The following is a 22,516-nucleotide window of genomic DNA, read 5'->3' as shown; positions in this document are numbered from 1 at the left end:
ATGTTGAACGAAGCAACACAGAATGACGCCGTGCAGAGTGATGCAACGCCGACTGAAGTCGTCAGCGACTGCGGCTGTGAGTCAGCTCGCGCCAAACTCTATGAGTGGCTGCGTGGTGAACTGTGCTCTGAAGAGTCGGCACCGATCCGTGAACACCTCTCGAACTGCGCGAATTGTCAGGGCGAAAAGTCGGTGTGTGAGAGTCTCACTGAAGTCGTCAAGCGCGTGTGTGAAGACGAGCGTGCAGATTGCGCACCAGCCGATCTCCGCGATGCAATCCTGCGAGGGCTCCAGGGTTGACCCTCTTGCGCCTTGTGCGCCACGGTGAGACGGACTGGAATCTGGCAGGCCGTATTCAGGGTCAGACAGACGTGCCGCTCAACGACACCGGCCGCCTACAAGCCTTGGCTACTGCTGAACAGCTCGCCGGCGTTACATGCGACCGCATAATCTCAAGCACACTTGGACGTGCGATCGAAACGGCGCGGATCATCTCTGCACACCTTGAGCTCACCGTGTCAGAAGTGCCACCAGTGGAGACCGAAGCGGCACTGTGTGAGCAAAGTTGGGGAGACGCTGAAGGCTGCTTGTGGGACGCTGTCGAAGCGAGGTTTCCTGACGGCTTGATTCCTGGTCGCGAGTCTCACGTAATTTTTATGGAGCGAGCGACTGCTGCCCTTCGCCGGATTTCATATGAGAACGCAGCGGCCGTCAGCGACGGGGCGAGCGAAGCGTCCGTGCTCGTGGTGACACACGGCGGTGTCATCGATGCATTGTGTCGGCATGTGTCGGCGGCAGACGGGGAACCGTTCGCGAAATCCGGAAATGGGTCAATCACAGCGATTCGGGTCACGCCCGAAGGGAAGTTTTTGCGCGCTTAACCGCGCCAGGTTGTCGGCGGGAGTTCGATCCGCGCAGCAAGGAGTTCCCGTGTGTACGGGTGCTCTGGTTGCGTGAGTACCTGCTCCGTAGGCCCGTCTTCGACGATCACACCGTTGCTCATGACGACGGTGCGTTCTGCGAGCTGCGGAACGATGCTGAGGTCGTGCGTGATGGTAATCATCGTTAGCCCAAGCTCAGCGCGCAGTTGCGCGAGCAACTCGAGCACGTGTGCCCGAACGAGTACGTCGAGTGCGCTCACCGGTTCATCGCCGACGAGAAGTTCGGGGCGGTGAATGAGTGCGCGGGCAATCGCGATCCGCTGTCGCTGTCCGCCAGAAAATGCGCGTGGGAGTCGGTCGACGGCATCAGCCGGGAGACCAACTCGGACGAGCATTGCGCGTGCCATTTCGAGCTGTTCTTCACGACCGCATACCTGCGCTGCGGCGTCGAGCGACTCAGTGACGGAGTCACCGATCGTACGTCTGGGATTGAACGACGAATACGGGTCTTGAAAAACCAGCCCGGTGCGGCGCCGCAACCAGACGAGATCGTCGGTACGCGGATCGACCAGTCGTCCATCAAAGGAGACTTCGCCGGTTGTCGGCCTGCTCAGCCCAAGTAGCTGTCGTGAAAGCGTCGTTTTGCCTGATCCGGATTCACCGACAATCGCTAGGCTTTGGCCACGCGGTACTTCGAGCGTGACTCCGGCGAGGGCGTGCACACGATTGCGCTTGCCGAAAAGCGACTGCGCTGGAGTCTTGAACACTTTGGTGACGTCGCGCATCGTCACGAGTGGGTGGGAAGCTTCGTTGGTCATGCGAGTACACCTCCTGCCGCCGAAATCAGGGCGCGAGTAATGTCGTGTACAGGGCGTTCAAGGATGTCGACCACCGTGCCGGACTCGACAAGCCGGCCGCCATCAAACACGAGAATTCGGTCAGAGACGCGCTGAATCGCGGCGATGTCGTGGGAGATGCAGAGGAGAGAGCAGTCTCCCCGTGCGACGATCGTGTTAAACAAATCGAGGATTCCTCGCTGCACAGAAACATCGAGTGCCGTTGTCGGCTCGTCTGCGAGGAGAAGCCCGGGGGAGGCCGAAATTGCGGCGGCAATCGCAGCGCGCTGACGCTGTCCTCCCGACACCTCATGTGGATATGCCTTCACGATGCGCGCTGGGTCCTTGAGACTGACCTGTTCAGCGAGACGGATCGCCGCTGCCTTCCGCTCGCCGCGGTTCAGCTGGTAGTGCAGCGCGAGCGCATCGGTCATTTGATTGCCAAGCGTCTTGAACGGACTGAGCGCTGTCTTCGGCTCTTGGAAGACCATGCCGATGTGGTCTCCACGGAGCTTTGCGAATGCGGACTCTGAAAGCGAGAGGAGTTCAGTCGTCTCGCCATTGGGCGACCCCACCTTGATCGAGCCGGTCGCGGACGCCTCCTCGGGGAGGAGACCGGCGATTGCGAGCGCCGTGAGGGTTTTCCCCGATCCTGATCCGCCGATGATGCCGACTCGCTCACCCGCTGCCACATCAAAAGAGACATCATGCACAACGGGGACTCCGTCAAATGCAATGGTGAGATTGCGCACTTGCAGCGTCAGTGACTGGCTCATCGGAGGGACTCCTGTCGCTGTACGGATTCGGCTCTGCCACCCTTTTCGAGTGCGTCGCGCAGTGCGTCACCCAATAGGAAAAACGCGAGGACGGTGAGCGAGATAGCGAGCCCTGGCCAGAGTGCGGAGAGCGGGTGCACTGAGATGTATCGTTCCATATCGGCTAGCATGCGGCCCCATGAGGGGACGTGGTTTGGGGCTCCGAATCCGAGGAACGAGAGACTTGACTCGGCGAGCACAGCGAGGCCCATTGAGAGCGAAAGCTGTACGAGGAAGACCGGACGCACGCCAGGCAGGAGATGGCGCGTGAGAATTTTGCGACGCGGGAGTCCTGCTGCACGAGCGGCGAGCACGTAGTCTTCACGGGCAATCTGATGAAGTTCGGCACGGAGTACCCGTCCGATGGAAACGCCAAACGCGATGCCAAGCGCCGCGATGACGATCGGGATACCGCTGCCAAACACAGCGCTGAGCATTGCCGTCAAGATAATCGTCGGGAACGCGACTGCGACATCAATGAGTACTGCCACGACTTCGCGTACTGGACGTTTGCCGAGCCCACCTGGGAGCGCGAGAAGGAAGCCAATGACCGTTGCCACGGCACCGGTGCCGAGTGCAACGCCGAGCGACACCTTGCTGCCGGCCATGAGCCGGGCCAGGATATCCCGGCCGCTACCGTCTGTGCCAAGCGGGTGCTCGGCTGAGGGCTTCTGCCAAATCTGTGCGGCGCTTGCGAAGTTCGGGTCTGCTGGGAGCCAAAACACCGAGATCAGCGCCACAATCACCACGAGCGCGAGTACGAGCGCGCCAGCGAATCCTGCGGGAGAACGAAGGATCGACTTCAGGGTGCGGATCATTCGCTTGCTCCCTTCAGCCTGGGGTCGAGCAGGCGGTGCACGACGTCGACAAGTGCACCGATGACGAGGATCGTGCCAGTGAGTACGAGCAAGATGCCCTGCACCTGCGGGAAATCTCTGTCGCCGACATCGGTGAGCAGCATACTGCCGAGACCAGGGAGCGAGAAGAGCTTCTCAACGACGACCGCGCCAACGATGAGTGCTGCGACCTGCAGGCCAAGCATCGAGACCACTGAGAGGCCGACACCTGGCAATCCGTACTCCATGAGCGCACGCAGTCTGGTGCGGCCGCGAGCCATCGCGGAGCGCACGTGCTCTGCCTCAAGGGCCCGTAGCGTCGCGCTGCGAACGAAGCGGAAGAGGATCGCGCCCTCGATGAGGCCGATGGTGAGCGCGGGCAAGATGAGTGATCGGAGAGCGGCGAACGGATTGCTCCAGCCCTCGCGTGGGAACCCCTGTGAAGGTAACCAACCGAGCCACTGCGACAGCAGCAGAATGCCAAGCAGACCCGCCCAGACAACGGGAATCGCCGATGCAAAGGTGCTTGAAGCTGTGACGATTCTTCCAGCGACGGAGTTTGCACGATACGCGGCAAACACGCCAAGTGGCAAGGCAACGATCAACATGATGATGAGCGAGAGACCGGTGAGGGGGAGGGTGACTTCTGCTTTCTCGAGCAAGCTTGCAGCAACGGGTTGGCCAGTCAGGGCTGAGGTGCCAAGGTCACCTCGCAGTACGCCGCCCATCCAGGAGGCGTACTGCGTCATCAACGGCTGGTTCAGCCCGAGCTGTTCGCGGAGTTCAGCGATGCGCTCTGGCGACGCATTTGTTCCGCCAATCACTTGAGCGACATCGCCAGGAAGCACGCGCAGCGTCGTAAAGATTACGACGCTGGCGAGCAGCCAGGCGAGGACGAGGAGTCCTGCCCGAGTGAGGATGAAACGAGTCACTCTATGAGAGTACCGGGCATTGACCCGGGCTACTTGACGGTGATACCAGCGAGGTTCACGCGGCTATTCGTGTTGACCTCTGGGAAACCAGCAACGTTCGTAGCGACGACGTTGGTCGGCGTGTAGTTGAAAAGCCACTTTGCCGGGGCGTCTTCTGCAACCAGCTTCGCGGCCTGCTGCAACAGGGCCTCCGAGTCTGCCTGATCTGTCGTTGCGAGTGCTTCAGCGTAGAGCTTCTGCACCTCGGCGTTGTCGTACCCGAAGTAGTAGTCCGGGTTTGCGTAGTTCGCAAAATCGCGAGCCTCAGCGTGGTCGACGTAGCTGAGCTGGAAATCGCGGTTCTGGTAAACCTCAGAGAGCCACGTTGCGAACTCGACTGACTTCACCTTTACGGAGACTCCGACTTCTGCCAACTGGCTCGTGACGAGATCGAGTGAGGTCGTGTCGTAGTGGTTCGGCGCGGTGATCGTCAGCGACAAGTTCGGGTGTCCTGCTTCAAGTAGCAGTTCACGTGCACGCTCAGGGTTGTAAGCGTTGACCGAAGTGAGGTCGACGTAGCCAGGTTCGAGCTCGGTGATAGGGCTGCCAATGACCTTTGCGTCGCCGTTCTGGGTGCCAAGTAGCGCCTCGCTGTCAATTGCCATGCTGAGCGCCTGACGAACCTTCGGGTCATTCAAGGGGGCCTGCTGTGAGTTATAGGCAAGCGTGAAGACATCTGAGCTCTCTGCGCGAACAAGCGAGAAGTTCGAGTTGTTTTCGAACTCTGCACGCAGCGGCGGCAAGAGCGCGGTGTGTACGTCAAGGTCGCCGTCCTTGAGCGCGTTCACTGCGGCGCGTCCCTCAGGGAAGAAGCGGAATACTGCGCGATCAAGGGTCGCTGGCTCACCCCAGTAATCTGCATTTCGTGCAAGCGTGAGGCTGTCGCCCTTCTTCCACTGTTCGAAGGTGTAAGGCCCGGTACCGTTTGCGGTGCTCTGCGGGTTGTTTGTTGCCGCGGTTTCAAGGATCAGTCCGCTCTGGTTCGCGAGGAACCACAGGAGCAGGTTATTTGGTTCTGTGAGCGATACCTTCACGGTCTGCGCATCAACCTTGGTCACGGTCGGGGTGAAGCCCACGGTGGAGTCGGTCAGCGATGCGGTGAGCGAATCAACGACGTCGTCCGCAGTCAGTTCGTTGCCAGAATGGAACTTGACCCCCGAATGAAGGGTGAACGTATACTCCCGACCGTCAGCGCTCACTTGTGGCAGCTCGGTGGCGAGAACAGGAACGATTTCAGAGACGGTTCCCGGCTTAATGCCAACGAGGCCCTGGTACACGTTGTCGATGAGGATTTGGCCGGTTGCGACACCGGTGTTCTCCCGCACGTCGAGACTGGAAGGTTCGAGGACGAGTCCGATGGTGATCTCGTTGTCAGCCGCGTTGCCGCCGCCCTTTGGCTTGGTGAGGAAGAACACTGCTGCACCGATGATGAGAGCAATAACTACGATTGCGGTGATGATGATCGGCGTACGCGACTTACCACGCTTGGCGTAGTTTGGCGCTGCGGGAGTGGATTCACTCACGTCGGTTCTCCTTGAAACATGTTCGTCTTCGACCGGTTGGCCGCAGACAGGGGTATGACTGTGCACGGCGCTTCACTGCGCGAGTGGATAACAGCTGACATTACGCGTCAGGCTGTCTCGCTGCCACAAAGATGTCGCCTTGTTGCAGTCTTGTTATCTCGGATCGAGTTCGCGAATGTGATTCGCAAGGTCAACCGGGACTGCTTCATGGAGGTTGTGCGGCCCTGCAATCGTGGCGATTGTTCCCGTCGGAAGTCTGTGCGCAAACTCCTGTGCGAGCGCGGGCGAAACCATCCCGTCTGCTGCGGGAAACAGGACGACACGACACGTCAGGGACTCGAGCGCATCCCACGCGCCGGCATATGGGTGTGGATCATTCGCTGCAGCTGGGTCGGTATCTGCTGGCGCAGCAGAGGGGAGACCGTCAAGATGTGCGAAGTGGTGTGTCCATTCCAGCCGTCCGTCCTCACGGGTCCGCGTGTTCAGTGCGACACCTCGAGTCAAGGCGGTGCGATCTGAACCGATACCAAACGCGACAGCGCGATCCACCGCTTCATCGACGGTCGCGAACGAACGTTGTCCCGTGATGAATTCAGCGACTCCACCGCCATCTGTGCTGGGCGAGACACTTGGGGTGATGTCAACAATCATGAGTTCAAGCAGCATGCCGGGGCGGAGCTTTTCGAACTTGGATGCGACGTACGCTGCAGTCAGGCCGCCAAGCGAATGACCGAGCAGCTTGAAGGGTGCGTCCGGTTGCCCGTCGGCGAGGGTAAGCAGGAATTCAAGGATTGCAGGCGCGAGCACCTCTGGTCGATAGTCGGCGTCTGCGCGCCAGCTGCTGCGGCCGTGGCCGGGGAGGTCAACGGAGATTGCGGGGCGATCGAGTGCCAGCACGAGCGGATCAAAACTGTGTGCGTTCAAGCCTGCGCCGTGCAGCAGCACCAGCTCTACGGGCTGATCAGGCGAAAATCGGAGGGCGCTGAGCGATCCGCCACCCACGCCGAGCGGAAACTCGGTACGCACGACGGTCGGCAGCGCAGCGGTGCGCTCGACACGCGCAGCATCACCAGTAAGGAATCGGAACTCAGATGCATCATTGGGCATTTCACGAGCGTATCCGAGCTTGGTCACAGCAGCGAGATTAGCGAAGGTATCCGCCGTCTTTCAGCCCTGCCTCGATTTCGAACCGGTTCTTGAGCGGATCCTGTCCGGCAAGGCCGTAGAGGAGGGGCATCGCGAGGCCGTAGTGGCGCCACTGTTCCTGATGGACGCGCTCGTGGCGCAGCACCGCCGGGGTGACATTGTTCCCGGTGAGGTAACAGCCGCCGACGCAGACGCCGCCGCGTTTATACGCCCATCTTGGTAGTCCCTGGAATACCCACAACCCATCAACCTTGCGGATCTTGCCCGTCGACATGATGAATCCCCAGGTGAATCCGACAGCCGTTGCGTACGCGTATCCGAGGCGGGCAAGTGGCCATGGCTTGCTCACTTGCTTCCACCAGCCGTGAGAGCGCCAAGGATCCGGAGCACAGTCGCCTGGTCATCTGCTGCTTGCTCCCGGCTTGCCGGCGCGAACCCGCAAATGGCTGCACTGGCGAGCGGGACAACATCGCGTGCCGCGCGGATCGTGTTGACAAGATCAGCGATGCTTAAGCCGAACGGCACCGGAGCGGTGACGGAAGCGAATTCCGCTGGGTCGAGTACATCGAGATCAACATGGATATAGAGCTGGCTTGGCTGCACTCTGTGGAGCCAGTCAACCACTTGCGTCGCGAGCGATAGATCTGGGTCCAGCATGAGGTCTGTCGCGGTGATCTGGCTCAGCCCAGCGTTCTCAATCGCTACAAACTCTGCTTCATCAGTGTCACGGGTACCGATGAGGAGAGTCTGGCTGCCTGCGACAGGGGTGGGAGATGCGAGATCGGGCGTTCCCTCGCCGAGCGCATGGCGCAACGTCATACCGGCTGCGGATCCGGAGGTCGTGGTTGTGGGATGCTGCATGTCTGCGTGGGCATCAAACCAGAGCACGGCAAGCTGCGAGTGTGTCGCTGCGGTGTGCTCCAGAACGCCGAGCGCAGACGCACAATCTCCACCAAGCGCAATGACCGGGCCAGACGTTCGACGCATCGCATCGCGCGTAGCGTCGAGCGTGGCAATGACGCTACTGAGTCGTGACACCTGGGTGCCGAGTGCATCGCCAGCCTTGTCAGGCACTGCGACCTCGATCACAGCAGAAGCTGGGAGATCTTCACGCAGAGATGTGGCGCCGTCGACAATGCGCAGCGCACGAGAGGCCGCAGAGCCTTGCCATTCAGGGATGAGAAGAAAACTCGCTGACACGGTAGTACCTCGTTGTCGCAGTGGACGGTGTGCCTCACATGGTACGCCGCATGACTACGAATTCGCTCCGTCCACGGTGACGAAATCGATGAGATGCTCAACACGGCCCACAAGTTCTGGCTCGAGATCGCGCCAGTCACGAACGCGACCGCGGATCCGCTGCCACGCCTGCGCGATATCGGCGATGTCATCAGATGGCCAGCCAAGTGCGCGACAGATACCGGTCTTCCAGTCGGTGCCACGAGGGATGCGCGGCCATGCCTGCATACCGACACGACTAGGCTTGACCGCTTCCCAGATGTCGATGTACGGATGCCCAACGATGAGGACGTGCTGGCCGTAGGGGCCGCGGGCGATCGCGTCTGCGATCCGCGTTTCCTTACTGCCGGTCACGAGATGGTCGAGGAGCACTCCTGCTCGACGCCCCTTTCCAGGGCCGAAGTCGCGCAGCACATCTTCAAGGTTGTCTGCGCCATCCAAAAGCTCAACAACCACACCCTCGACCCGCAAGTCATCGCCCCACACCTGCTCAACGAGTTCAGCATCGTGCTTGCCCTCTACGAAGATACGGCTTGGCATTGCGACGCGGGCTCTGGCCTGCGGGGCAGCAAACGAGCCAGATGCTGTGCGAGCACGAGCAACCTTCCGCTGCGGCATGACGAGCGTGACCGGCTTGCCCTCGATCATGAAGCCGTCTTGCATGGAAAAGGTGCGGACCTTGCCGCGGAAATCCTCGAGCTGTACGTACCCGTCACGTGCACCGACGACGGCGCCGCACCACTCAGTTTCGCTGTGCTCAACAATGAGTCCCTTTGCGAGCGGTACCGTGAGGCGTTGCACCGGGCCACGCTTGGCCTTCATCGCAGCAACGGGGTCGAGATCATAGCGTTCGTCAAACATCGATACCCAGCCTACGGTGTAGCACCGCCTCTGACACGAAGGCACAGCCCGGGTATAGCCTGGGGCAGTGGTCAACGAAGAACAGCACGCAAAACGTACATCAATGCTCGTTGACCTGACGCCGCTACGTGAGAGCCCGGCGTTTGCACGACTCTGGATTGGCAGCTCAGTCGCCAACATCGGCTCGCAGGTCACGATCGTTGCCGTTGGACTGCACATTTACCAGATCACTGGTTCGACCTTCGCCGTCTCTCTCGTGGCGCTGTGGTCACTCGGCCCCATGATTGTCGCAGGACTACTGGGTGGTGCACTCGCAGACCGTTACGACCGGCGGCTCGTAGCGCTCATCACTGCGCTCCTCGCCTGGGCAAGCATTGGCACGATGACACTCATCGCATTCGTCGGCGTGGAACTGACCTGGCCGTACTATGCGCTCGCCGCAGTGAATGCGGCCTCGGCCACCATCCTTGGCGCAACCAGGGGAGCGATTCTGCCGCGCTTGCTGCTGCCGCAGACGCTGCCAGCGGCAGCAGCACTCAACGGCATCACGATGGGCTTGTCCGTAACGGTCGGGCCGGCGGTCGCTGGTGTGCTTGTCGCAACGGTCGGTGTCCCGTGGACCTATCTGCTTGACGTCGTCCTGTTTACTGCTGCGTTTGTCGGCATCGTTGGGCTACCGAGCATCACTCCAGAGGGCAGTCGTGCGGCACCGGTGCTGCAATCCATGCGTGACAGCATGCGATTCCTGCGTCAGGCTCCCAACGTTCGATCCACGTTTGTGTATGACATCATCGCGATGACCTTCGGAAGCCCACGCGTTGTTTTCCCCGCGGCAGGCGCCCTGATTCTTGGTGGCGGGCCGATTACCGTTGGCGCGCTCACCGCCAGCTTTGCTATCGGGGCGCTGGTCTGTTCGTTGCTCTCTGGCAAGCTCGGCAACGTCAGGTATCAGGGACGTGCGGTTACCATTGCCATCGCTGTACACGGTCTCTGTATTGCACTCTTCGGGCTGGTGCTCCTCGTCTCGACCCTCACCCTTGGGCTCGGGCTGACGGTCCCTGCGACAGAACTCACCGAACCTCGCATCGTTGCGATTGTGCTTGCGGGACTTGCCCTTGCAGGCTCCGGCGCTGCCGATAATGTCAGCTCGATTTTCCGCACCACGATTCTGCAAACCGCAGCCCCAGATGAGGTGCGCGGGCGCATGCAGGGCATCTTTTTCGTCGTCGTTGCTGGTGGGCCACGAGTTGGCGACCTGTTCGCTGGCGCACTCGCAACGGCTGCAGCGATATGGGCGCCACCGCTCTTTGGCGGGCTCGTCGTTATTGCGCTTATGGTGTTCCTCGCTCGGCTACGCCCGGGCTTCCAACGCTACGACGCACACGCTCCACACCCCTAAAACTTCGGGCCGCCTGCTAGCGTGCAAGGTATGGAACACGTGACTGAGACGCCGGTGCTCGTCCATCGCGATGGTGCGATCACTCGTATCACGCTGAACCGCCCCCGAGCGATTAACGCGCTTAACAGCGAAATGCTCGTGCTCATGCGCGAAGCGATCTGCGCGGCGAACAGTGATGGCTCGCGTGCGATCGTGATTGCAGGAGCTGGTGAACGTGGACTTTGCGGCGGCGGTGACATCAAGGAGATCCGCGCCACAAATCAGGCAGAGTACTTCGAGCTGGAGTACGGCGTTGACTACCTGATTCATATCTCGCAGGTGCCGGTTATTGCGTTCATGGATGGCATCGTTATGGGCGGCGGCATCGGAATATCGGGTCACGCTGCGCATCGTGTGGTCACGGAGCGTTCGCGGCTTGCGATGCCTGAGGTGCGGATCGGCATCGTCCCAGACGTTGGCGGTCACCTGTTGCTTGCGCGAGCACCCCGCAGGATGGGGGAGTACCTCGCCGTGACAGCGGGTGAGTTTGGCGCGGCTGACGCAATTGCACTGGGTTTTGCAGACTCGTACGTTCCTAGTTCTCGACTCGTCGAGCTTGCGAATTCGCTCGTTGCTGGCGTAGAACCGGCAGCTGCGATCGCGGTGCTCAGTGAAGAGCCACCAGCAGGACACCTCGACGCTGTCGCACAGTGGTGGCAGCCGCTCGTCGAAGATGTTTTGGCTGCGCATGATCCGCTTTCCGAACCAGTGCTTGCCGCTCAGACGCTGCTTGCTGCGCTGGACGCGAGCCCGCATGCTGACGCACGCAAAACCGCAGACACGATGCGCGGCATGTGCCCCAATTCACTCGCAGTCACACTTGCGCAGCTTGCACGCACGCGGAAGGAAAACCTCGACCTCGCTGCGGTACTTCAGGATGATTTTCGTGTGCTGACTCGTATCGGGAGTCGCTACGACTTCATCGAGGGCGTGCGTGCGCAGGTCATTCACAAAGACCGTAACCCAGCCTGGCAGCCTGCGACGCTCGACGCACTCGATAGCGATGATGTGCGTGCTCAGCTCGCTCCTTCTCGCGCTGATGAGTCCGTGCTTGAACTGACAACATGCAGCACACGTTAGATTCCGCAGGCCTCCCCATCTCACTCGACAGAGAGGCTGAGGCGCCACTCCCTGTTCAGCTCGCTGCTGCACTGCGTGACGCAATTGACCGGTCGCTGGTGCTCCCTGGCGAGAGCCTTCCGGCGACACGCTCGCTTGCAACCCGGCTCGGGGTCGCACGCGGAGTTGTTGTTGCCGCCTACGAGCAACTCATTGGTGAAGGGTACCTCGCAGCACATCGCGGTCGTGGGACCGTTGTGCATCCGGAACTTGCTGGTGGACCAGCCACCGTAGTGACGCGGGGCGACGAACGTCCGGTTGCGGAGACAACGGCGAACGGGGCAAACGGGGCGAACGATCGCACTTCGGCACACGGAAGTGATGCGCCACTTCCGCTCGCACCTGGCAACCCCATTGCGAGTGCCATCGAGAGTCCAGCGTGGCGTGCAGCATGGCGTGATGCTGCGGCTGAAGCCCTCATGATTGCTCCCGCTCTCGGTGACGAAGGCCTGCGCGCTGAGGTTGCCGATCACTTGCGCCGCATGCGTGCAACGGTACGCGCACCCGAAGAAGTGATCGTGACAGCTGGTACCCGAGACGGCCTCGGGCTGCTCCTCACCGCGCTTGGCTCAACACGGGGTCGAGACCTTGCGGTTGGTGTCGAAGATCCAGGCCTTCCGACGCTGCGAGGTGTTGCTTCGCGCTACGGGGCACGTGTCGTAGGACTCCCCACTGATGCCGATGGTCTTGATACCTCCCGCCTGCCAGAGGGCATACTTGATGTGCTGATTGTGACGCCGAGTCATCAGTACCCGCTCGGTGGCTCGCTTTCGCTGCAACGGCGACGTGAGCTGCTTGCGTGGGCCCAGCGCACGGGAGTGGTCATCGTCGAGGACGACTTCGACTCTGAACTTCGTTTTACTGGCAGCCCATTGCCTGCGCTTGCCGCGCTTGACGATCCGGTCAACGGATCCGTCGTGTTGCTTGGAACGTTCTCGCGCACGGTCGCCCCCGCGATCTCGGCCGGCTATCTTGTCGCACCGAACCACTTGCGCAGTCAGATCACTGCGGTGCGCAATGATCTTGGCGGTCCTGTCTCCGCCGTCGTGCAGCGCGCGCTTGCGCGCTACCTCGCGAGTGGTGAGCTGCGTCGGCATACGGCGAGGCTGCTGCGAAGGTACGCGGATCGCCGAGATCGTGTTTCGGATTTGCTCGCCGGCATCCCGGGGGTGCGTGTCCGTCCGATGGATGGCGGTCTACACGCGGTTATCGAGTTCTTGCCGACGTCGCAAGCGACGACTGGCATGAGCCTGGGGGAGCTGGAACGCCTCTCGCTCGAACGTGCAGCCGTTGCGGGCCTCGGTGTTGCGCCGCTTGGGGCATACTGGCAGCGTGCTGGCGCCGGTCGGTCGGGGCTGGTCATTGGCATGGGCGGATCCGACGACAGCTCATTCGTGGCGGGTCTTGCTGAGCTCCGAGTCATCTTGAGCGGGCTCTTTCCCCGCGAGACGCGAAAGTGAAGTACGGAACGCCGCATCTGGAAATTGATCGGTAGCGAGTAGCCTAGACCTGTGCGCGTCGATGATCTCTCACCTAGTATGCAAAATTACCTCAAGGTTATTTGGAGTCTTGAGGAGTGGTCAGACGACCCCGTCACGAACTCGGCGATCTCTGAGGCTGCTGGCGTGCGACTCTCAACAGTCTCTGATGCGCTGAAAAAGCTTTCCGATCTCGAACTCATTGATCACAAGCGATACGGTTCGGTCTCGCTCACTGACCTGGGGCGCCAGCACGCAGTGTCGATGATCCGCCGCCACCGGCTGCTTGAAACGTTTCTCGTGCGAATGCTTGACTACACCTGGGACGAGGTGCATGATGAGGCGGATCGGCTCGAACACGCAGTGTCCGACGAGCTGATCGACCGCATCGATCGGGTGCTGGGGTGGCCCACACGTGATCCGCACGGTGACCCTATTCCGGGTGCAGACGGATCGGTGCATCGACCGGACGCAGTCCAGCTCGGCGACGCACCAGCGCCGTGCCGTGTGCGGGTTGAACGTATTTCAGACGCCGACAATGCGATGTTGCAGTACTTCCAGTCTCGAGGAATCGTCGTTGATGCCGAGCTTGACATGTTGCCTGGCGAACCGTTCTCCGAAACGGTGACGGTGGTCGTGAATGGTCAACCAGTAAGCCTGGGTACGGCCGCCGCGAGTGCAGTGTGGGCCTCGGTGTTGTAAGAAAACCCTGAGCATAGGGAATAATCGTAAGCAGTACGGCGTGGTCACAGCGCCGAAGGCTGTATTGAGAGGGGCGACGTGTTCGGAATCTTTTCGAAGCGCCAAAACGGCAAGCGTGGAGGGTCGGCAAAGAAGCCGCCACGACGTCTGCCGCGTCGTGTTCTCGCGCCCGTAGAGGAAATTGTCGAACAGGGACTTCTCGTTGCCGATGTTGCAGTTCGGATGGAAGTGAAGAACAGCATCATCATGAATGCGCTGAAGCGTCATGAGGATTACGATCGTGAGCGGATCCGCACGCTCGTGCACGACGCCGCGATTGAGCTCGCGGAAGAACGCGAGAAGGACGCCCGTCACATCGCACGTATGCGTGACGAGATTCGTGACACAGGGCGCAGCGCCTGGATCGAGTCCGAGTACGGTAACGAAGACAACCGCACGCTTCGTCATCGGCAGGAAGTATACGAGCGGGTCGCAGAAGAACTTCGTCGGCGCGCTGCTGACGAGGCGTATCTGAACGACACTGCTGAGCGCGCCAGAGCGCTTGCGTGGGACGAAGTGGGCAACTCGCTCAAGGAGCGTGCCTCACACCCGTATTACGCTGGCGGCGGCAGTGCGGATTATCAGGAGCATCGAGATGAGCGCATTCAGCAGCTCATTGACAAGGACCTCACTGAACTCCTGCACGACCGCGCACCGAAGCCTGAAAAGGTGCGGCGAGGGTTCCGACGCGGCTCGAAGGACGCCGACTAGTTACGACGAACTAGCTGCGGCGAAATTCGGGATGCTTCTTGAGGTACCCGTCGATAAACCAGCAGGACGCGAGCGTGCGTCGATCCGCGGCAATATCGGAGGATACGGCAGCGTGCGCAAGCAGACCGGAGAGCCCGGTACCGCGGAGTTCTGGGTCAACAAACGTGTGGTCGAAGTTGATCGTCGCGTCAGGAGACCCGGGCTCGCCACTGAGCGTGTAATGTGCTTCACCGAGCTTGCGCGTTTTCGTTTCGGTTGTGCGGTACAACGCGAACTCTGACTTGCGTGGCTCGTGAACGATCGTGAATCCGTCGGCAGCGGCGGCTTCTTCGGTGAGGTATCTGGCCATGGGGCAAGCATAGCTCGCGGTAATCTAGTGTGTATGAAGCGATTCACCCTAGCTCTCGGTGTTGGTACAGCTGCGGTGTTGGCCACGGGACTCAGTGGTTGCACGTCTGCGGCCCCAGAGCCAGAGCCAGAGCCAGAGACCCTCACGCTTTCTGAAGCGGGAACACGGTACCTAGACGTCGTGTGTCCTGTGAATGCGGCGTGGGATGCGGTTGACCTTGAAATCGACCGATTGCAGATCGGGATCACTCGCGGAGAAGACGATACGCGCTTGTATGCAGAAGCACTCGGCAAGCTCGCAGATGCGAGCAGCGCTGCTGCGAAGGAACTGCAGTCTGCTGACATGGTGTGGCCAGAAGCGGCAGCCCCACTAATCGACAACGTGAGTGCTTCGCTCAGTGCCGACGCGAAGGCAGTTCCTGCCGCGCGCAAACTCACAGCGACCGCGATCATTAGCTACGAATGGCCAGGCGCAACCGAAAGCGGGAAGATCGCCGCGGAAGCACGCGCCGCGCTTGATCTGCCTGAAGACGCATCGGCTGCCTGTGCTGCGCGAGCCGAACAGATCGCCGAAGAACGTGCTGCAGCGCAAGCAAAGAAAGAGGCAGCTCAAGAGGAAGAAAGCGACTCTCAGGCGCCTGAACCTCGTGGTGAAGGTGCCGAGACAGGCTCTTCGTCTAGAAAGGCTTAGGCGCGGAGCGCGAGCAGAGATTATTCGAACAAGAATTCGACTGAGAGGCAAAAATATCGTAAGGTTGAAGACTTATGTCTGAAACCTACGAACGAACTTTTGGCCCAGTAGAGCGCCTCGCCGTATGGCTGCTCCTGGGTTCTGCATTTGTTGTCATCCTCAATGAGACCGTCATGGGCGTTGCGCTGCCGGTACTTATGAGTGACCTCGGTATCACCGCTGCTGCTGGCCAGTGGCTGACTACCGCATTCTTGCTCACTATGAGTGTGGTCATTCCGATCACGGGCATGCTCATTCAGCGTGTGCGAACCCGTACGCTGTTTGGCGTCGCTATGACCCTGTTCTCAATTGGTACGTTGCTTGGCGCAATCGCCTCTGGATTTGGCTTGCTCTTGGTAGCACGCGTCGTCCAGGCGAGTGGTACAGCGATCATGATGCCATTGCTGATGACGACAGTGGTCACCCTGGTTCCTGAACGCCAGCGCGGCGCAATTGTGGGGCGGATCGCGATCGTCATGTCTGTCGCCCCAGCACTTGGCCCTACCATTTCGGGTATGGTGCTGCAGTCGTTGAGTTGGCGCTGGCTCTTCATCATCATGCTTCCAATCGCGCTGATCGCCCTGGTCGTTGGTGTGCTGCGAATGCCAAACGTCGGCGTAACGAGCAAAGCTCCCATCGACGCGCTTTCGGTCGTGCTTTCTGCGCTTGCATTTGGCGGACTCGTCTACGGCCTGAGCGCTGTTGGCGCGGCGGCGAACGGAGCGGCTGGTATCAACCCGCTCATTCCTGTCGGTGTTGGCGTGGTATCGCTCGCGCTCTTTGTTTGGCGACAGCTTTCACTACAGCGCACAAATCGCGCGCTGCTTGACCTCCGAACCTTCCAAAGTCGACCCTTCGCGCTTTCAGTCATCCTGTTTGTGGTGAGCTCAATGGCGCTGTTTGGGTCGCTGATCCTGCTGCCAATTTACGTGCAAAACGTGCTCGGCTACGCCCCGCTCGAAACCGGACTGGTGATGCTGCCTGGCGGTCTCATCATGGGGCTCCTTGGGCCCATCGTTGGACGTATCGTCGATACTCGCGGCCCGCGTATTGCGCTTATTCCGGGTATGACGGTTACGGCAATCGCACTCTGGCTTATGGGGCTATTTACTGCAGACACCAGTATCTGGATGGTTCTCGCGGTCTACCTCGTGCTCAGTATCGGTCTCGCTGGTGTCTTCACGCCACTCTTTGCGGTATCGCTTGGCTCGCTCCCGATGCATCTCGCTTCGCATGGCAGCGCAACAATCTCGACGCTGCAGCAGGTTGCCGGTGCGGCGGGTACCGCCTTGTTTGTTACCGTGATGACGCTTGTGTCTGTGTCCGCGGCTCAGGAACCCGGCGTGGCAGCCATCGACGCGCTTGCGCAGGGAACTCAAGCGGCGTTCATTATTGGCGGGGCGATTGCGACAGTCGGCATCGTCATCGCGTGCTTCGTGCGTCCTGCGACGTCACCCGCGGCGGTCTCTTCCGCGACGGGCGACGTTCAGGTTATCGGCGAATAGCAACGTGGTGAGCGATTCACGACCTCGACATTATTACTAGTCGAGGTCGTGAATCGTACGCCGCACTGCCTCTGAGAGGTGCATGATTGGAGCATCTGCACCCTTCGAAACTGGTGCGGCGAGTATGAGCTCTCGAGAGAATCGAGAAGACTGAATGGGGCGCAAGACCACGCCCTCTGGCGGGTGCGCTCGCATCAAGCTGGGGATGAGTGCGACACCCATTCCTGCGGCGATGAGGCCAAGAACGACGGCGTAGTCGTCGCTTCTCACTGCCGTTGTGAGCGGCTTGCCTGCGCCAACTACCTCACGCACGATTTCATCAACGGCATCACCCGGTGTGGATCCCAACACCCAAGTCTCAGAAACGAGTTGAGCGAGATCTGCCTCGCTTATCGTGTCTGCACCTGCGAGTTTGTGCGTTGCGGGCAGCGCAAGGAGCAGCGGATCAGTCAGTAGATGCAGTGACCGTACCTCGGGGCGGAAAGGCATGTCGAACCCTGGGATGCGGTAGAGCAGTGCTGCGTCGAGTTCGCGTCGGTTCACCTGCTCGAGGAGGTTCGGGACCTCAGCGAGTGTGGTGTCGAGCTCGATGCCGCGGTTGCCGAGCAGCGCGGCGATGCCTGGGAGCAGCCTCGCTGCTGCGGTGGGGAACGTACCAAAGCGAAGCTTGGTACGTCCAACGGCGGCAAGGTCGCGAACGTCGGTGAGCGCACGATCCGCCAGATTGAGGATCTCCTCTCCGCGCTCGCGCATGAGTTGTCCCGGCGCCGTCAATTGGCTCCCGCGACTACTGCGGCTGGTGAGCGGAATCCTGGCGAGCCGATCGAGATTCTTGAGGTGATAGTCGACGGTGGGCTGGCTCCAACCGAGACGGACGGCAGCGCGGGCGACCGAGCCTTCCTCAGCAACGGCGATGAGGGCTTGGATCTGACGGAGATCGATCATAGTGATCCATATCTTATATGGTGCCAGTCAGGAAAATCGCGCTTCCGTGCAAATGAATTCTTGTCCACTCTGGAAGTATGAAGACTTCAATCAATGCAGCTGGGATCCGTGCGGGTGAAGGTGCTCGCATGGACGCCGTAGCTCAGCAGGAAATGCCCTACGTTGATGCGATCAAGCGCTATGCGGCAGCGGGCCCAGAAAACGTTATGGTTCCAGGCCACGGCTGCAACCCCACCGGTGGTGGAGCTCATCTTGCAGAGGTGTTCGGACCGCGCGTCGTTGAACTCGACGTGCCGCTGATGCTCGATGGAATTGACCTTGGCGAGAATTCGCCAATGGAGCAGGCACGTGTGCTCGCGGCAGACGCTTGGGGTGCAAAGCGTACGTGGTTCCTCACCAACGGCGCTTCGCAGGGCAACCGAACCGCAGCATTTGCGGTTCGTTCGCTCGGCGAACGTGTGCTCATGCAGCGCAGCTCGCATTCAAGCTTTACCGATGGCGTATTGCTTGCAGGGCTTCTCCCCGCATTTGTGAAGCCAAGCGTTGATGAAGCGCATGGCATCGCTCACGGCCTCACCCCAGCCGCGCTCGATGACGCGCTGCGAGAGGAGCACGCTGCGGGTCGCGAGGTCTCGAGCGTGTATGTTGTTTCGCCAAGCTACTTCGGTTCGACCGCAGACGTCGCTGGACTCGCTGCCGTCGCCCACTCGTATGGAGCGGCGTTGATCGTTGACGGTGCATGGGGCGCGCACTTCGGCTTCCACCCTGATCTGCCTGAATCGCCAGCGCGCCTTGGCGCAGATCTCGTGATCTCGAGCACCCACAAGCTTGCAGGGTCGCTGACGCAGTCAGCTATGTTGCACCTCGGTGATACTGAGTTTGCTGATCGACTGCTTCCATTCGTGGACCGTGCATTCACCATGACCGCCTCGACCTCGGCGAGCGGCATTTTGACCGGTTCGCTTGATGCAGCGCGTCACGCGCTTGCAAACGGTGAAGCACAGGTTGGCGAGTCCATTCGACTTGCAGAAGAATTCCGTGCGCGCCTCCGGGCAAGTGGACACTTCTCAGTGGTCAGCGACCACTTCGATGCGTTTGACGACATCGTCGAAACTGATCCGCTGCGCATCCCCATTGATGTTTCAGCGCTGGGGGAAAGCGGTCACTGGGTTCGCGATCGTCTGACAAACGATCATCATGTCTACTTCGAGATGTCGACTGCAACGACGATTGTTGCGGTGTTTGGCGCACTCGCGACTCCAGATTTGGATCGCATCATGGCCGCGCTCGAAACGGTTGCCAATGAGGCACTCGCAGCGAAGGCGGCAGCTGGCGCGGAAGCAACTGTGCCAGAAAAGTTCCCTTCGCTGCCCGATGCTGGCACCCTGCGAATGCTTCCTCGAGCTGCCTTCTTCAGTGAAGCCGAGCTGGTTCCTGCCGCAGAGGCTGTCGGTCGCATCTCAGCAGATACGCTCGCGGCATACCCGCCAGGCATTCCGAACCTGGTTCCTGGCGAAGAGATCACCGCAGAGACCGTTGGCTTCTTGCAGGCTGTCGCTGCATCGCCGACAGGGCACGTTCGCGGTGCTGCAGACGCGAGTGTCAGCATGTTCCGTGTCGTACGTGATCCGCTTACCGCAACTGCAAACTAGGCACTTACACCCGTACGCACGAAGGCCCCGGCTCCTGAGGAGACCGGGGCCTTCGTGCGTAGGGGAAAGCGTGTGCGAAGGTGCTGAGACGTGATTTCACGTCTGCGAGCGACGCTGTAATGACACCCCGCGGCAAAATAACTGAGCGGGCGACCAGCATCTGCCGATCGCCCGCTCAGTTATGACGCAGAAACTGAGTTCTACTTCTTCTTCTCGAAGAGATTGCCGATGCCGGTCGAGAGCAGCAGCACGGCTGCGAGGAGCACGAGCATCACGATCGAGATAGCGACCATGTTGTGCGAGTTGCCTGCAGTCGAGAACATTGCGTGGAAGTCGATCTTCTCGCCCTCGGTCGAAGCGAAAGCGGGAGCCGCGATGAACACCGATGCGATTGCGGCGGTCACAGCGGTGGCGATGCGGGTGAAAATCTTCACAGTATCTCCTCGTAAGTCTGGAAGTCGACGAAAATGTCGACACATTACTATTCTGCCCTGAACTGGCGCTGTTTGCGAACTGCCACGCATAGGCTATTTCGTATGACTGATATTTCTGCACCTGTGCAATCGCTTCGATGCCCGTGCCGGAGCGGTGCAAATTATGCAGAATGCTGCGAGGCTATTCACACGGGGGAACGCGATGCGCCTACGGCCGAACGACTCATGCGGTCGAGGTACTCTGCGTTCGTTCTCGAGAACTCAGCGTATCTCCTAGCTTCCTGGCACCCAACGACTCGACCGGCAACGCTTGAACTTGACCCGGCTGTTCGTTGGCTTGGTCTGGTTATTGAAGAAACTGTTTCAGGCGGCCCATTTGACGCTGAGGGTGTTGTTGAGTTCACGGCGATTGGTCGTGACACAGACGGACGCTTCGAACAGCGAGAACGGAGCAATTTCTCGCGCGTCGACGGGCGTTGGGTATATGTGGATGGTGCCAGCGCCTAAGCCCCCTTCACAGAAAACAAGAGCGGGGCTCTCACCGCGTCAATCGGTGAGAGCCCCGCTCTCGTGTGAACGTCTAGTTTGAGCCGGATGGGCGCTGTGCTCGACGCTGGCCGCCGCTTCGGCGCTGACCGGCTTGCTCGCTGCCGCCCTGACGCTGTCCGCTTTGGCTTCGATTCTGGTTGCCGCGCTGCCCATTGCCCTGGCCGCGGTGTTCGCCACCGTTGCTCTGGCCACGTGTCTGACGCTGGCCACCCTGGCCGCCACTGCGCCCTGATGACTGCTGAGCGGCACCGTTGCCTGCGCCGCTACCACGCCCGCTGCGCGCACGTTTGCGCTTCGCGTTTGCGCCCTGCGACTTGCCTGCGCCTGATGGCGCATGGCCTGCAGCGCGCTGCTGCTCCGCCTGAGCCTCTGCGCGGCGACGCTCGGTCTCCTTCGGGTTCACTCGCGGCGCAACCTCGCCAATGAGCGCAAGGATGTCAGGATCGATGTTCTTTGCGAGAGTGTCGACCTGTTTCGGCGTGACGCGGATCTTCGCTGCGCGCATGATCTGCTTCATTTCACCGCGCTGCTCTGGGAGCACGATCGTGACAACATCACCTTCATTGCCTGCACGAGCTGTGCGTCCTGAGCGGTGCAGGTACGCCTTGTGCTCTACAGGGGGGTCAATGTGTACGACGAGTTCGACGCCATCAACGTGGACGCCACGTGCTGCGACGTCGGTCGCAACAAGAACCTTTGCCTCGCCGGAGACGAATTCAGCAAGGTTTCGGTCGCGCGCGTTTTGCGACAGATTTCCCTGAAGTTCAACGGCCGGGATTCCCGCAGCAGTCAGCTGCTTCGCAAGCTTCTTCGCCTGATGCTTCATACGGGTAAAGAAGATTCGGCGTGCAGTGCCCGAAGCGAGCGCTTCAATGAGCGCGTCCTTCTGGCCCTTGCCGGAAACCTCGAAAACGTGGTGTGTGAGGAGGGGGACCGGGCTTTCTGCAGTATCAACGGAGTGCAAGATTGGATCGTGGAGGTACTTCTTCACGATGTTGTCGATGCCGTTGTCAAGGGTCGCAGAGAAGAGGAGTCGCTGGCCTTGCTTTGGCGTCTTGTTCAAGATGCGCGTAACGACGGGCAAGAAGCCCATGTCGGCCATATGGTCTGCCTCGTCGAGAACGGTGATCTCGACGCCGGAGAGGTCGACGAGGTTCTGACGCATGAGATCGTCAAGGCGGCCAGGTGCAGCGACGACGATGTCGACGCCTGCCTCAAGTGCGGCCTCTTGACGTCGCTGGGGAATGCCACCAAAAATTGTCGTAACCTTCACGCCGACAGGGTCGGCGAGCATCTTCACCGTCTCGGCAATCTGGGTGACGAGCTCGCGGGTCGGTGCAAGCACGATCGCGCGTGGCCGACTCGGCTTCCGCTTCTTGGCTGCGTCGTCAGCGAGGTTCGCAACAAGCGGGATGCCAAATGCGATGGTCTTGCCCGAGCCAGTACGTCCACGGCCGAGCACGTCACGGCCTGCCAGCGTGTCAGGAAGCGTGTCGCGCTGAATCGGGAACGGCTCAGTTTTGCCATTCTTCTCGAGTGCTGCCGCGATGGGTGCGGGAACGCCGAGGTCGAGGAAGGATGGGGTGTTGGGGGTCTGTTCAGTCACAGAAACCTTTCAAAGGGGGCAGCGTGAAGTTGCCTAAAACACGTTCGGCTATCAATGCCGTGAATCGCTGCTGGGTCGGCGAGTGCGCGGAACTGCGCATTCGTTCGCCGCGGATAGAAAGTGCACCTTCAAAGGCGCAAACGCGATACCGA

Annotated in this window: 24 protein-coding genes; 11 read left to right on the top strand and 13 right to left on the bottom strand. The window is 60.4% G+C overall.

Annotated elements, in window-relative coordinates; translation table 11 throughout:
- Nucleotides 1-300, top strand: coding sequence for a zf-HC2 domain-containing protein (locus FW756_RS00285; RefSeq protein WP_446428186.1), 300 nt, complete (start codon nucleotides 1-3; stop codon nucleotides 298-300).
- On the top strand, nucleotides 297-881 hold the full coding sequence (locus tag FW756_RS00280; protein ID WP_446428185.1) for a histidine phosphatase family protein: 585 nt from the start codon (nucleotides 297-299) through the stop codon (nucleotides 879-881). The genes FW756_RS00285 and FW756_RS00280 overlap by 4 nt, the downstream gene beginning before the upstream one ends.
- Here the strand turns inward: FW756_RS00280 and FW756_RS00275 are convergent.
- The 9 genes from FW756_RS00275 to FW756_RS00235 all read right to left on the bottom strand — a co-directional run bounded on the left by FW756_RS00275 (nucleotide 878) and on the right by FW756_RS00235 (nucleotide 9,108).
- On the bottom strand, nucleotides 878-1,699 hold the full coding sequence (locus tag FW756_RS00275) for an ABC transporter ATP-binding protein (protein ID WP_446428184.1): 822 nt from the start codon (nucleotides 1,697-1,699) through the stop codon (nucleotides 878-880). The two genes, FW756_RS00280 and FW756_RS00275, sit on opposite strands and share 4 nt — an antisense overlap.
- A complete protein-coding gene (locus FW756_RS00270; RefSeq protein ID WP_446428183.1) occupies nucleotides 1,696-2,493 on the bottom strand; it encodes an ATP-binding cassette domain-containing protein in 798 nt (265 codons plus the stop codon). Before FW756_RS00270 ends, FW756_RS00275 begins: the two co-directional genes overlap by 4 nt.
- Nucleotides 2,490-3,350, bottom strand: a complete 861-nt coding sequence (locus tag FW756_RS00265; RefSeq protein WP_446428182.1) for an ABC transporter permease — start codon at nucleotides 3,348-3,350, stop codon at nucleotides 2,490-2,492. The genes FW756_RS00270 and FW756_RS00265 overlap by 4 nt, the downstream gene beginning before the upstream one ends.
- Nucleotides 3,347-4,300, bottom strand: a complete 954-nt coding sequence (locus FW756_RS00260) for an ABC transporter permease (RefSeq protein WP_446428181.1) — start codon at nucleotides 4,298-4,300, stop codon at nucleotides 3,347-3,349. The genes FW756_RS00265 and FW756_RS00260 overlap by 4 nt, the downstream gene beginning before the upstream one ends.
- Before the next feature lie 29 nt (nucleotides 4,301-4,329).
- The gene (locus FW756_RS00255) at nucleotides 4,330-5,862 is read right to left on the bottom strand and encodes an ABC transporter substrate-binding protein (RefSeq protein ID WP_446428180.1); all 1,533 of its coding nucleotides are present in this window, start codon (nucleotides 5,860-5,862) and stop codon (nucleotides 4,330-4,332) included.
- A gap of 153 nt (nucleotides 5,863-6,015) precedes the next feature.
- A complete protein-coding gene (locus FW756_RS00250; RefSeq protein ID WP_446428179.1) occupies nucleotides 6,016-6,996 on the bottom strand; it encodes an alpha/beta fold hydrolase in 981 nt (326 codons plus the stop codon).
- Nucleotides 6,997-7,006: 10 nt separating this feature from the next.
- On the bottom strand, nucleotides 7,007-7,357 hold the full coding sequence (locus FW756_RS00245) for a Fe-S oxidoreductase (RefSeq protein WP_446428178.1): 351 nt from the start codon (nucleotides 7,355-7,357) through the stop codon (nucleotides 7,007-7,009).
- Nucleotides 7,354-8,208 carry an arginase family protein gene (locus FW756_RS00240; RefSeq protein WP_446428177.1) on the bottom strand — a complete coding sequence of 285 codons (855 nt, stop codon included), beginning with the start codon at nucleotides 8,206-8,208 and terminating at the stop codon, nucleotides 7,354-7,356. The genes FW756_RS00245 and FW756_RS00240 overlap by 4 nt, the downstream gene beginning before the upstream one ends.
- 54 nt (nucleotides 8,209-8,262) lie before the next feature.
- Nucleotides 8,263-9,108: a DUF3097 domain-containing protein gene (locus FW756_RS00235; RefSeq protein ID WP_446428176.1), complete on the bottom strand. Its 846-nt coding sequence runs from the start codon at nucleotides 9,106-9,108 to the stop codon at nucleotides 8,263-8,265.
- Between the two features lie 103 nt (nucleotides 9,109-9,211).
- Here FW756_RS00235 and FW756_RS00230 point away from each other — a divergent pair, with 103 nt between their 5' ends.
- From FW756_RS00230 to FW756_RS00210, 5 genes are all read left to right on the top strand, one after another.
- Nucleotides 9,212-10,507: an MFS transporter gene (locus FW756_RS00230; protein WP_446428722.1), complete on the top strand. Its 1,296-nt coding sequence runs from the start codon at nucleotides 9,212-9,214 to the stop codon at nucleotides 10,505-10,507.
- Nucleotides 10,508-10,537: 30 nt separating this feature from the next.
- Nucleotides 10,538-11,626: an enoyl-CoA hydratase/isomerase family protein gene (locus FW756_RS00225; RefSeq protein WP_446428175.1), complete on the top strand. Its 1,089-nt coding sequence runs from the start codon at nucleotides 10,538-10,540 to the stop codon at nucleotides 11,624-11,626.
- The gene (gene pdxR, locus FW756_RS00220; RefSeq protein WP_446428174.1) at nucleotides 11,611-13,125 is read left to right on the top strand and encodes a MocR-like pyridoxine biosynthesis transcription factor PdxR; all 1,515 of its coding nucleotides are present in this window, start codon (nucleotides 11,611-11,613) and stop codon (nucleotides 13,123-13,125) included. The genes FW756_RS00225 and pdxR overlap by 16 nt, the downstream gene beginning before the upstream one ends.
- A 51-nt stretch (nucleotides 13,126-13,176) precedes the next feature.
- On the top strand, nucleotides 13,177-13,845 hold the full coding sequence (locus FW756_RS00215; protein WP_446428173.1) for a metal-dependent transcriptional regulator: 669 nt from the start codon (nucleotides 13,177-13,179) through the stop codon (nucleotides 13,843-13,845).
- A 78-nt stretch (nucleotides 13,846-13,923) separates the two neighbouring features.
- Nucleotides 13,924-14,595 (top strand): asparagine synthase, encoded by a 672-nt coding sequence (locus FW756_RS00210; RefSeq protein ID WP_446428172.1) that lies wholly within the window; start codon nucleotides 13,924-13,926, stop codon nucleotides 14,593-14,595.
- Nucleotides 14,596-14,605: 10 nt separating this feature from the next.
- Here the strand turns inward: FW756_RS00210 and FW756_RS00205 are convergent, their stop codons facing one another.
- Entirely contained in the window at nucleotides 14,606-14,944 is a 339-nt protein-coding gene (locus tag FW756_RS00205) for a GNAT family N-acetyltransferase (protein ID WP_446428171.1), read from the bottom strand.
- 33 nt (nucleotides 14,945-14,977) lie between these two features.
- Between FW756_RS00205 and FW756_RS00200 the strand changes: the two genes are divergently transcribed.
- Nucleotides 14,978-15,634, top strand: coding sequence for a hypothetical protein (locus FW756_RS00200; protein ID WP_446428170.1), 657 nt, complete (start codon nucleotides 14,978-14,980; stop codon nucleotides 15,632-15,634).
- 74 nt (nucleotides 15,635-15,708) lie between these two features.
- Nucleotides 15,709-17,178: an MDR family MFS transporter gene (locus FW756_RS00195; protein WP_446428169.1), complete on the top strand. Its 1,470-nt coding sequence runs from the start codon at nucleotides 15,709-15,711 to the stop codon at nucleotides 17,176-17,178.
- Between the two features lie 36 nt (nucleotides 17,179-17,214).
- Here FW756_RS00195 and FW756_RS00190 read toward each other — a convergent pair whose 3' ends face one another.
- Entirely contained in the window at nucleotides 17,215-18,123 is a 909-nt protein-coding gene (locus tag FW756_RS00190; protein WP_446428168.1) for a LysR family transcriptional regulator, read from the bottom strand.
- 77 nt (nucleotides 18,124-18,200) lie between these two features.
- Between FW756_RS00190 and FW756_RS00185 the strand changes: the two genes are divergently transcribed.
- Nucleotides 18,201-19,775 carry an aminotransferase class I/II-fold pyridoxal phosphate-dependent enzyme gene (locus FW756_RS00185; RefSeq protein ID WP_446428167.1) on the top strand — a complete coding sequence of 525 codons (1,575 nt, stop codon included), beginning with the start codon at nucleotides 18,201-18,203 and terminating at the stop codon, nucleotides 19,773-19,775.
- 200 nt (nucleotides 19,776-19,975) lie between these two features.
- Here the strand turns inward: FW756_RS00185 and FW756_RS00180 are convergent, their stop codons facing one another.
- Nucleotides 19,976-20,209, bottom strand: a complete 234-nt coding sequence (locus FW756_RS00180; RefSeq protein WP_446428166.1) for a hypothetical protein — start codon at nucleotides 20,207-20,209, stop codon at nucleotides 19,976-19,978.
- Between the two features lie 102 nt (nucleotides 20,210-20,311).
- On the opposite strand from FW756_RS00180, the gene FW756_RS00175 reads away from it, so the two are divergent.
- A complete protein-coding gene (locus tag FW756_RS00175) occupies nucleotides 20,312-20,716 on the top strand; it encodes a YchJ family protein (RefSeq protein ID WP_446428165.1) in 405 nt (134 codons plus the stop codon).
- Nucleotides 20,717-20,789: 73 nt separating this feature from the next.
- Here FW756_RS00175 and FW756_RS00170 read toward each other — a convergent pair whose 3' ends face one another.
- On the bottom strand, nucleotides 20,790-22,364 hold the full coding sequence (locus FW756_RS00170; protein WP_446428164.1) for a DEAD/DEAH box helicase: 1,575 nt from the start codon (nucleotides 22,362-22,364) through the stop codon (nucleotides 20,790-20,792).
- Nucleotides 22,365-22,516: the final 152 nt, after the last annotated feature.

The organism is Leucobacter sp. 1207-22 (assembly GCF_052850455.1).
The sequence above is the reverse complement of the archived record's forward strand: the minus strand, read 5'-3'. Positions and strand labels throughout refer to the sequence as shown.